The organism is Caballeronia glathei, from assembly GCF_000698595.1.
In the GTDB taxonomy this organism is placed as follows: Bacteria; Pseudomonadota; Gammaproteobacteria; order Burkholderiales; family Burkholderiaceae; genus Caballeronia; species Caballeronia glathei.
This window is the reverse complement of the sequence record NZ_JFHC01000084.1, coordinates 18,868-29,086: the sequence shown is the minus strand read 5'-3', so window position 1 is coordinate 29,086 and position 10,219 is coordinate 18,868. Positions and strand designations below refer to the sequence as shown.

The 10,219-nt window shown below is 60.2% G+C and carries 9 protein-coding genes and 4 pseudogenes; 5 read left to right on the top strand and 8 right to left on the bottom strand.

Translation table 11 applies throughout. The features are described from left to right. Positions 1-498: 498 nt before the first annotated feature. The 7 genes and pseudogenes from ligD (BG61_RS45090) to BG61_RS44305 form a co-directional block, all read right to left on the bottom strand. Positions 499-678: a non-homologous end-joining DNA ligase LigD gene (ligD, locus tag BG61_RS45090; RefSeq protein WP_420912409.1), complete on the bottom strand. Its 180-nt coding sequence runs from the start codon at positions 676-678 to the stop codon at positions 499-501. After that, the gene (ligD, locus tag BG61_RS45085; RefSeq protein WP_232256400.1) at positions 638-994 is read right to left on the bottom strand and encodes a non-homologous end-joining DNA ligase LigD; all 357 of its coding nucleotides are present in this window, start codon (positions 992-994) and stop codon (positions 638-640) included. The genes ligD (BG61_RS45090) and ligD (BG61_RS45085) overlap by 41 nt, the downstream gene beginning before the upstream one ends. After that, positions 979-1,203: a non-homologous end-joining DNA ligase LigD gene (gene ligD / locus BG61_RS44865; RefSeq protein ID WP_325099865.1), complete on the bottom strand. Its 225-nt coding sequence runs from the start codon at positions 1,201-1,203 to the stop codon at positions 979-981. The genes ligD (BG61_RS45085) and ligD (BG61_RS44865) overlap by 16 nt, the downstream gene beginning before the upstream one ends. A gap of 59 nt (positions 1,204-1,262) precedes the next feature. Further along, positions 1,263-1,652 (bottom strand): ATP dependent DNA ligase, encoded by a 390-nt coding sequence (locus BG61_RS44315; protein ID WP_232256404.1) that lies wholly within the window; start codon positions 1,650-1,652, stop codon positions 1,263-1,265. Between the two features lie 270 nt (positions 1,653-1,922). Beyond that, positions 1,923-2,390: pseudogene (locus tag BG61_RS33040) on the bottom strand (YbhB/YbcL family Raf kinase inhibitor-like protein); the annotation flags it as partial. A gap of 337 nt (positions 2,391-2,727) precedes the next feature. Then, complete coding sequence (locus BG61_RS33035) at positions 2,728-3,660, bottom strand: MBL fold metallo-hydrolase (protein ID WP_035938235.1); 933 nt, start codon at positions 3,658-3,660, stop codon at positions 2,728-2,730. Positions 3,661-3,871: 211 nt separating this feature from the next. Beyond that, positions 3,872-4,090 (bottom strand): annotated as a pseudogene (locus BG61_RS44305) (IS5/IS1182 family transposase); the annotation flags it as partial. A 79-nt stretch (positions 4,091-4,169) separates the two neighbouring features. On the opposite strand from BG61_RS44305, the gene BG61_RS42365 reads away from it, so the two are divergent. The 4 genes and pseudogenes from BG61_RS42365 to BG61_RS33020 all read left to right on the top strand — a co-directional run. After that, positions 4,170-4,406, top strand: coding sequence for a hypothetical protein (locus BG61_RS42365; RefSeq protein WP_152565259.1), 237 nt, complete (start codon positions 4,170-4,172; stop codon positions 4,404-4,406). 1,491 nt (positions 4,407-5,897) lie between these two features. Then, positions 5,898-6,344 carry a hypothetical protein gene (locus BG61_RS33030; protein WP_035938236.1) on the top strand — a complete coding sequence of 149 codons (447 nt, stop codon included), beginning with the start codon at positions 5,898-5,900 and terminating at the stop codon, positions 6,342-6,344. A 104-nt stretch (positions 6,345-6,448) separates the two neighbouring features. Beyond that, complete coding sequence (locus tag BG61_RS33025; protein WP_152565258.1) at positions 6,449-6,739, top strand: hypothetical protein; 291 nt, start codon at positions 6,449-6,451, stop codon at positions 6,737-6,739. Between the two features lie 194 nt (positions 6,740-6,933). Continuing rightward, positions 6,934-7,822: pseudogene (locus BG61_RS33020) on the top strand (transposase); the annotation flags it as partial. Positions 7,823-7,852: 30 nt separating this feature from the next. On the opposite strand, the pseudogene BG61_RS41495 reads toward BG61_RS33020, so the two are convergent. Beyond that, positions 7,853-8,617 (bottom strand): annotated as a pseudogene (locus BG61_RS41495) (LysR family transcriptional regulator); the annotation flags it as partial. Between the two features lie 434 nt (positions 8,618-9,051). On the opposite strand from BG61_RS41495, the gene BG61_RS33010 reads away from it, so the two are divergent. After that, complete coding sequence (locus BG61_RS33010; RefSeq protein ID WP_035938242.1) at positions 9,052-10,167, top strand: NADH:flavin oxidoreductase/NADH oxidase; 1,116 nt, start codon at positions 9,052-9,054, stop codon at positions 10,165-10,167. The last annotated feature ends 52 nt before the right edge of the window (positions 10,168-10,219 follow it).

The following is a 10,219-nucleotide window of genomic DNA, read 5'->3' as shown; positions in this document are numbered from 1 at the left end:
GGTCTGGCGGAAACGCTCTGATCGGCAGCGGTAGCGCTCGCCTAGGCGCATCGACCTTTCTGGGGCACCAAGGGGGCTGCAAGTCGGCGGCGCAGGCTTTAACCGCCCAGCGTCTCCCCCTCACACGCCAACAAGTCTGGGAGCAAATACATCAACAAGTGGTTTGTTGGATTTGGCTATTTGTCTTTGGATGTGTTGACGATCGATGCCATGCTGCAGATGCCGCAGTGGCCGCAACTGAAGTGATGATTTCTCCGCGGGGCTAGAAGTCGCGGTTGCGTCGCAGGGCCGCCGCCCCGCAACGCCGGAGGGCGTCCTGGCCACCCGTGATTCTGATGAACGCATCAGGATCGCCGGGGCGCCCCATTTTCTTCTAACTCGGGCAGGCTCATGGGGGCCGTTGTCTGGACGGAGCCGACGTTCGAACGTCCGCGTGAATGCGTGAGCCAACGTCCGTAGGTGGACGGTTGCCGCCGTTATGAAGAGCTTTGCAGATGTTCACTTCAATCCAACTGCGCGGCGCATGGCGGCCGTGATTCCCTGTCGCGTCCGGTGGTAGCCTTCCCAAGGGCTAGAACGCAGCGAGTCGATGCGCTGCGCAGCATTCTTGATCGTCCATTGGTCGGCGGCACGCGCGTCAGTCAATTCGTCCCACGCGATTGGCATCGATACTCCCATTCCAGCGCGGGCGCGTGCCGAAAACACCGCGACGGTGCTCAAGCCCTTGCTGTTTCACAGATAATCGATGAAGATTTTGCCGACACGATTTTCGGGGCCCAGCACCGATGAGAAGCGTTCGGGCATCAGCTTCGCCATGCGCCGGGCCACGGCTTGCGAAAAACGACTTCACCTCCGTCCACCCCTGCCGGCGGGTGAGTGGCACACCGATGTGATAGCCCTTGCCGCCGCTCGTCTTGATGAAACTCTTTAGGCCAATTTCGTCGAGCAAGACCTCTGCCAGCGTTGCCGCATCCGCCATCATCTGCCACGACAACGAGCCTCGTGTGTGACCACAACGAGCAAAGGTGGATGTCGTGGGTGTAGGTCTGTAGGTAATCGTGTGATGCCGGGTATCGCGGAGCGCTCTTCATGCTTCTGAAAGAACAGTTCGCCTTGGATTCCGGACGGCCCACGCACAAGCGACACAGGCCAATCTCTCAGATATGGAAGCGAGAATTCGGCGATCTCGTCGTAGTAGCGCACCAGATCAATTTTCCGCGTACCCGTCACCTTGTCGATGGTCCGCTCGGCGTTCGACACTTTCACCCCAGCGACAACCAACGTTCCGCTCCGCCCCGGCTTCGCGCGGGTCGTGCTATCGCACTGTGGCTGGCTCTCCGGCTCGTCGACGTTGACGACGGGTTCCTCGGTGATCGCGGAGGCGGGCTTATCCGCGCGCATCCCTTGAAACACAAGGTGCCGGCCTCGCCGGCGGGCGTCCATTCGAGGAACGACGCTTCTACGACCAGTTCCGGTTCAAGCCAATAAAAGTCTCGCCCGCGCTCGCGCGGAGGCGGATTGTAGAACTGCGGATCTGTTTGTACAAGTTCCGATGTCTTTTTCTCCAGGTCCGTCAACCGCCGTGGCCGCAACTCCGCTTTGACGGTGCCGGCATACCGCAGAGAGCCATCGCGCTCGTGGATACCGATCATCAGCGACCTGATTCCCGACTTGGCGCCCGCGGTTCGCGTGAACCCGCCTACCACGCATTCCTGGCGCTGCAAGCACTTGAGTTTTTGTGAGCAGTTTTTTGACAGTGTAATTAGCAAGACCGTATCCGAGTGGTGACGGCGTTTTTATCATTTACATGTTCTTCGCTCCTCGATATGGTTCTATGAACGAGGCGCTTTTAGGAACGTGAATAAATGACAAACGCTGGCGCTGGAGGGAGGTCGCAAAGCGACTTCGCGCCGATTCGCCGCTCACTCCGCCGAACGGTGATAGCGCGCCACGTACCGCGCCTGGCCGATGACTTTCCCGTGCATCTGATAGGCGACGAGCGCCGGACTGGACCCCGCGTCGACATCGAGGTTGGGCACCGCCAGAGCCGAAGCCGTCACGATGTATCGATGGGATTCGCCTTGCGGCGGGCACGGTCCGCCATAAGCCGAGGCGCCGAAATCGGTCAGCGTCTCGATGGCACCTATTGGCAGCAGTCGGGCATTGCCCGACGCGCCCTTCCCAATCGATGTTTGCGACGGCTGAATGTTTGCCACTTGCCAGTGCGTCCAGCCCAGACCGCCTGTGGGCGCATCGGGGTCATGGATCGTGATGACGATGCTCTTCGTTCCGGCCGGAACATGCGACCATGAGATGTGTGGGGACACGTTTTCGCCGTGACAGCCAAATCCGCCGTACACCTGTTCGTTTCCGAACTGGCCGCGATTCACGCAAGAGATCGACCCGAACGCCTATAGCCTCGTCAGGGTCGTGTTCGAACCCGTTGTGCCGGTCGGCGTGCTCGAAGCCAACGGGGAACACGGCGTCGCCGGGAACGTCAGTCGATCGTCGTCGGAGGCGACCTGGACTACGCTGTGTCCAGGGCTATGGCCGCCAGGGCGCGAGACAACCGTCCCTGGCGCCACCTCGCGCTGCTCGAGCCGACCGGAGGGAACGGAAGGTGCGTGGCCGCGAGCAACTCGCAGCCTTCCGCCACCGTCACGCTATGACGAATAGCCGAAGTTCGCTGCGGTCAGCATTCACGAACCGCTGATAGTCGAGCATCAATCAGTAGTCCCACTGCACCGGCACGAAACGGAAGCCCTCTCCGTTCTTTGCAACGTGGCCGATGGAGGGAAACGCGACATGCGCTGCGGCCAGCAGCGCGCCTGTTTCAGCGGCTTCGTTGAACAGCGCGATGCGCACGTCCACAGCCGCTTCAGGATCGTGCTCGAACCCATTTTGCCAATCGGGATTGTCGAAGTTGACTTCGAAAATCGCGTCGCCTACGAACGTCAGCTTCTCCCCGTTTGATGCGACGTCCACTACGCAGTGCCCCGGCGTGTGGCCACCGGTCACGCGCGCCGACACGCCCTCTGCGACTTCCACGCTCTGATCGAACTGCACGATGTTTTCGCTGTAGAGTTTCACGAACTTTGCAGCAGCCTCGCGGAGCGCGGGAGGAACCGTTTCCGGCATCACCGTCTTGCTGAAGTCTGGATTTTTCCAGAACTCCACTTCTGCGGCCGACACATGAATGCGCACGTCCGGACGCAGCCTGGCCTTGACGCCATCGACGTTCAGCCCGCCGACGTGATCCATGTGCATATGCGTAACAACGATATCGGTGATCGCAGTCAAGTCAATGCCAGCCGATTCCAAGCGCATCACCGACTGACCGGCGCGCGAGAAGTATTCGAAACCGTCGCCTACGCCCGAGTCGATCAGGATTAGGCGTTCGCCGCTGCGCACGAGCGCAATATTCAACGCCCAATCGAACATGTCGCGTTGCAAAAAACGACCATCGAACCATTCGTTGCGGTCTGATTCGCTCACGTTGGTGGACATGGTGGAAGTCGGCAGCGGCAGGACGCCATCGCTGATCAGCACGACGTCGACGTCACCCACACGCACGGCGTAGCGAGAAGGTACGAGTTCACCTGAACCTTCTTTGCCAATTTTGGCGGTAACGGGCTGCACATTGCGGGTTGTTGCGCTCATCTTCGATAGTCCTGTCAATTTAGTGGAGTAAGCCGCACTGCGCGGCGCGGTTCACGAGCACGAACACGCATGTCTCGCGCTTCGTTTTGCTCGCATTTCGACCGAGCGTGTGACGGATTGTAGTTAGATGTGGCGACCGCCAGTAGCATCGCGAACGTGTACACCGTGTTGTCTGGATAGCAACATTCGACGACGGACAGGCGATGAGTGGCGGCTCGATCCCGCGATTGCGCAACGGCCGACGATGCCGCTCGGAGTTGCAGCCGAGATCGGGGTGGATCACGCGCGGGCATTGCAGTGCATGGCCGCGAAATCCGCGAATCGGTGGGATCGCGTTGATCGGCGGCGCTGATTGCCTGACGTCGTCGACGTTCGCGCCTATCGGGATCGTGGCGAGCGGGATGCCTTTGGCATCGTTGACGAAGCGGTGATGCGGACTTCAACGGGCAGGGAAGACACCTGCCTGGAAGGGAGCCACGCCGCTGATAAGTGCGGCGGGCCGCCTAGTTATGAAGGAAGCATCCCTATTTGCTTGGCGGCTGGAAGCCCCAAGTGAACAAAGATCGCATGAACGCGCGCGCGGCAAATATCGAGCGACCGAGACAGTGATCGAAGACAATCGCCGAAAGGCCGAAGGCTGGCTGGCTGCCAATCCGGTGAAACCAAGAAGCATGCTGGGTCTTGCCACAATATTGGCTATCTGGGCACTCTGCGGCCGGTTTCTGTGCCACTGGATTGCCCACTGAACATCTCGCGGCACACAAGCTGTGCGACCCCCGATTGGCAATCTTGCTGAATGTCCGTTCATGGCGGTACTGCCGCCGGTTGACCGTCGCGCAACACGTCGAATGAGTGTCCCTTGTTGGCCGAACCCGGAAGTACCAGATCAGCGCTGCAAGCCACGACAGCCGACAGGCGCCGAACTTCCGTGATCGACACCCGAAGCAGCCGATCAACGGATGAATGCCACTGCATTTGGATTCTGCGAAACAGCGGTCATACGCCTCCATCGCAGAGCGGTCCACCGTAACTGATCAGTGTGCGCTGCGCCGCTCTCGCCAAGAGACGCGTAATCGTTACAATGAAGTCGACGGCGTTCGCAGGAACGGTGGGCGCGCAGCCATGACACGCAACGCACCTCTCGGTGACAAGGTGGAATCACAATCCGGGGCCTATACTGCGGCTTTCAAAGGTATAACATTGCGGATGTTGGCTTAGTTAGCCAGTAATTAGCTAGGTCGCCCAGGAATAGCAAAACAGCTAAAACACACATACCGGCCTGGGCTGACAATGCATTCTCGCTATGACGAGGAGGTAAAGTGAATGTCCCTCAGTTGAATGCAGAAGTTTCGCCGCCAAACGATGAAAGTGCACTGGGCGCGGAAGATCCTTCGCTCTGGATGTACGACGAGAATCTTTTAGCACCTACCATTCTTCCTTTCCCTTATCGGTCGAGGTGCTTATTAAAGGCTTTGTCGAGCAACGGACAACTTTACATTACCGGAAAATCGGACAATTGCCTCTTACGAGTCGAGCCGTCGAGCGCATTCAAAGTATTGGGCTTTAAGCCGAAAAGATTCGACTGGAGTCAGGCGGAGGCCATTTCCTCACTCTCAATAGTCAAGTAGTTGGGTGACGATTTTGAGGTAACTCGGTTCATTTATAAGAATCACCGCCGCTGTAGGGATTGCGGACGCCGTGGCGTTGAGAAGGTGCGTATTTGGCGTCAAAGCGGCTGTAAGGCTTGCGGTTCTGCTCGCGTGGCCGCGTCCGGTAATATATGGCCGATTGTTGCCTGTACAAATTTTGGACCTGGGCATGTAAGTGCACATAATCATAAATGGGCTTTATCCGCAGAAGATGATGCGGCGATCCTGACTGAGCTTTGTCACTATAATCGAAGTCTTCCGAATGGTGCAGCCTATCTCTCGATACTCGCATTCTTTGCAAGGGACTTGGTTATTCATTATGCACGAGCCGAAGATCCCCGCGTTGCAGATGTTTTTCGAGCTCACAGTCTAATACTCCGTTATCTCGGCCGCAGGGCGAATTCTCCAGCCGCATACTACAGTTCCATCGAAGAAATATTTAACGCGAGTGTGCACTCCACAAGCCCATTTCTCGATGTTCTAATAGATCGCGAAGGAGCCAGAACGTGTACTGAATTCGTCGGCAAGTTCGGCCGCCGGACTGTGGAAGCATACAAGCGGGTTTCACAAGGTCTCGCCAGCGACAACATGAGCGCCGTGTTCGACGATCTGGTCGCCGGTCCTCCCGCGACACTGGTCTTCGATCTCACGAGCATTCCACAGCGACAGCGCTGGCTTCCGCTCCTGCCCTTCACACTGTGTTTCGCCGATCCGGCGTACGACCGCGAGCTGGGCAGCCCGACGTTGTCTAGCCGGACGTATATCGGAAACGAGGCTCACGTGCTGGCCGTCGATCGTGCAGATTACGACCTTGGCGCGACGATCTACTTCGCGTTTTGGAAAGGCGACGGAACGCCGCCCGATGGCTACTGGAAACTCAACGTGAAGGTATCTCCCGCCGACGGCAGCGCCCGGCGCGACCTCGGTATCGCGGGCACGCGCAGCGCCATCAACAAGTACAAGGTTCTCGGAGCGGCGCCTATCCCATCCCGATTCAAAACCTGCGCGAATTACGCGACCAGTCGACGTCGCTGAGCGAATCGCCCGCGCGCTTGTCGCCAGGGGACCGGCTGCAGGTCCGAGTTGCATCGGACGCCGGCGAAATCGAACTGGATGTGGGCATCGTAGACAGGCCGGTGATGCCGCCGCCCGCCGCCTCGTACGGCCTCGCCATTCTGCGAAACGCAGATGCGGTCGCAACGGCGCTATTCTCGACCGCGCCGCCGCCTCAGGTCGTAGACTTTCCCGACCTGTTCGGCGATTTGAAAGCGGGCCACGTTCGCAGACGCGGATTGTTTTTCTGGCGCTTCCCTTCGCTGAATCCACCGCTTCAGAGCAAACCGTTCGCCTATCTCGTCAAGATCGACAGGACCGGCGGCGGCCAGGTGCCGGATTCGCGGGCGGATTTCGAGGGTAGCGCGTCGCTGTAGGCAGCGACGCTCCTGACTGCTGCGTTTACCTACTTGGGCGCGACATGGCCGTTGGCGTTGAAAGCTCCTAGTCAGTTTCATCAGATTCGGAAAGGGCAAGACTAGGAGATTGTCGAAGTTTGCGCTGAAGGTGGTCATCCGGGCGAGCACGTTGTTCGTTAATGAATCAGCGAGTTCGCTGAGAGAGCCCATAGATGAGTCGCTTCGTGCCCGTTGATCGTCAGACCGGTTATCTGTTGCCACCGTCGGTGGAGGACTGGTTGCCGGACGACCACCTGGCGCGGTTAGTGGTGGAAGTCATCGCGCAGCTGGACCTCTCGGAGCTGAGCGGGGCGTATGCAGGACGAGGCATGGCGGCGCATCACCCCGAGGTGCTGCTGGGTTTGCTGGTGTACGGGGTATGCGACGGGCGTGTTCTCGAGCCGCAAGCTCGAGCGAGCGACCTATGACTCGGTGGCATTCCGCTACATTGCGGCAAACACGCATCCAGACCATGACACGCTGGCCACCTTCCGCAAGCGGTTTGCGAGCCAGATCGAGAAGCTGTTCGTGCAGGTGCTGCTGGTCGCGCAAGAGATGAAGCTGGTCAAGCTGGGCCGGATTGCGCTGGACGGCACCAAGGTGAAGGCGAACGCAAGCAAGCATCGCGCGCTGTCGTACGGGCACATCGGCCGGATCGAAGCGCAGTTGCACGAAGAAGTGCAGCAGTTGATGGAGATGGCCGAGAACGCGGACCGCAACGGTGTGCCGGACGGGATGGATGTGCCGGCGGAGATCGCGCGACGCGAAGCGCGGCTCAAGGCGTTGGCCGAAGCGAAGGCGAAGATCGAGGCGCGGGCACAGGAACGGTTCGAGCAGGAACAGCAGGAGTATGAAGCCAAGGTGGCGCGTCGCGAGGCGCAGCGCAAAGACGGCAAGAAGCCGCGTGGCAAGGATCCAAAGCCGCCGCAAGGCGGTGCCAGGGAACGCGACCAGATCAACCTGACGGACGAAGAGTCGCGCATCACGCCGGTGTCCAGTGGCGGCTTCGAGCAAGGCTACAACGCGCAGGCGGCGGTGGATGTTGAGACGATGTTGATCGTGGGCAATCTGCAGCGGCCGCAGGCTCCACGGTTCGTCCAACTCGACCACGCGGAACCGCGCCGAGTGTGAATACGGGATGACGCTGCCCTCCGGCAGCACGCCAATGCCCAGTCCTGCTGCGACCATGTTGCGAACGCCCTCGAAACTCGTCACTTCAATACGCACTCGAAGCCGTCTGCCGCTGCGCTCGGCGGCCTCGGTGCACAGTTTGTGAATCGACGTTCCGTGCGGCATGCTGACCACGTCGTCATCCAGCGTTTCGTCGAAACGGACGCTCGTGCGCTCGGCGAGGCGATGGTCCGCCGGCACGAGCACGACCAGCTTGTCCGTGCGATAAGGTCGCACTTCGAGGCCGGCCAGCGAGCCGCGTGCTGCCGAACAAATGCCGAGGTCGGCGACGCCGGTCGCGATGGCGTGCACCACCTGGTCGCTGGTCTTCTCGACCATGTCGATCCGCACTTCCGGGTTCGCCCGCAAAAACGAGTGCAGCGCCTCCGGCAGGTACTGGACCATCGCGGTGAAGTTCACGTAGATGCGCGCGTGGCCACGTACGCCTTCCGCGTATTCGGACAGCTCGTCCGAAATCTGCTGCAGGTGTTCGACGAGCCGCTTTGCATGGTGGTACAGCGCTTCGCCTGCGGGCGTCGCCTGCACGCCCCGGCTATGTCGATAGAGAAGCGGCGTCCCCGCGTCGCTTTCCAGTTCGGACACGCGCTTGCTTACCGCGGACGCTACTAGATGTGTGCGCGCCGACGCCGCGGCGATGCTTCCCTCCTCGATCACCGCCACAAACATCCGCAACGATTCCATGTCGAAGCGCACCGGACGGTCCGTTGCAACGCGCATCAGCGTGTCTCATGATCGAGTTTTGTACGGGTTTTCCCGTATTCGTCTAGTGGCACCCATCACTTTTGGCGATGTCTGCGTTGAACATTGAGAAGTTCTAAAATCGCCCCGGAGTCAGCATCCTTGAGGCTAAACAGAAGCGTCGAACGAGAACGGCCAAACAAAAACGCCGTTCACACATCGCGTTTCGCGATTCTAACGGGTTGCCGACGACCTTGTCCGTGTCGCATACCCTCCCCAGGAAATCCCGGCGTGAATACCAAGTTGTCCGCAGGCACGCCTTTCGAAGGGACTGCTTTGCATCGCAATTCCGTCAGTGAAACAACCAGCGGACGCCAGTGGTATGGACGCGCGACTTTTTGATCCAGCAATGGACTGCCTAAATGAACGAAACACTCTTCTCTCCCCTCGAAGTCGGCTCGCTCAAGCTCGACAACCGCATCGTGATCAGCCCGATGTGCCAATACAGTGCGGTCGAGGGCTCGGCAAGCGCGTGGCATCGCACGCATATCGGCAACCTGTCGCTGAGCGGCGCGAGCCTGATGCTGCTCGAAGCGACCGCCGTCGAAGCAGCGGGACGGATCACGCCGTATTGTCTCGGTCTGTATTCCGATGCGAACGAACATGCGCTCGCCCGCGTGCTCGACGAGGTGCGCCAGTTCAGCGACATGCCGATCGGCATCCAGCTTTGCCACGCCGGCCGCAAGGCATCGAGCGAACCGCCGTGGCGCGGGGGCTCCCTGATCCCGGCGGAACAGGGTGGATGGCGCGCGTTTGGACCGTCGGCAATCGCGCAGGGTGACAACGAGACCCCGCCTCAGGAACTCGACCGCGCCGGCATGAACCGTATTCGCGACGCGTTCGTGGCCAGCGCGCGCCGCGCCGCGCGTCTGGGGTTAGCCGCCATTGAACTGCACTTCGCGCACGGCTATCTGCTGCACCAGTTCCTCTCGCCTGTCTCCAACCGGCGCAGCGATGAATATGGCGGCTCGATCCTGAACCGCATGCGCTTTCCGCTCGAAATCTACGACGCCGTGCGCGAAGTCTGGCCCGCCGACAAGCCGCTCGGCGTGCGTGTGTCCGCGACCGACTGGGTCGAAGGCGGCTGGAATGTCGAAGAGACGATCGAGCTTGCTCAGCGCCTTAAGGCGCGCGGCTGCGACTGGATCGATGTATCGACGGGCGGCGTCTCGCCGCTCCAGAAAATTCCCGTCGGGCCGCTGTACCAGGTCCCGTTCGCGCGTGCCGTGCGCGAAGCAACCGGTATCCGGACCATCGCCGTGGGCCTCATCACCACGCCAGACGAAGCGGACCGCGTGATCAGAAGCGGGGATGCGGACCTGATCGCTATCGCCCGCGCGGTGCTGTGGGACCCGCGCTGGCCGTGGCACGCCGCAGCCGAACTCGGCGCGACGATCAAGGCGCCGCCGCAGTACTGGCGTTGCGAGCCGCGAAGTACCAAGCGAGTGTTCGATGGTGCGTCCTTCGGGCAGCGCTAGCGCCTTTCGCCGATGAGATCCGGCATTCGAACGACGCGAAGAAATCACAATG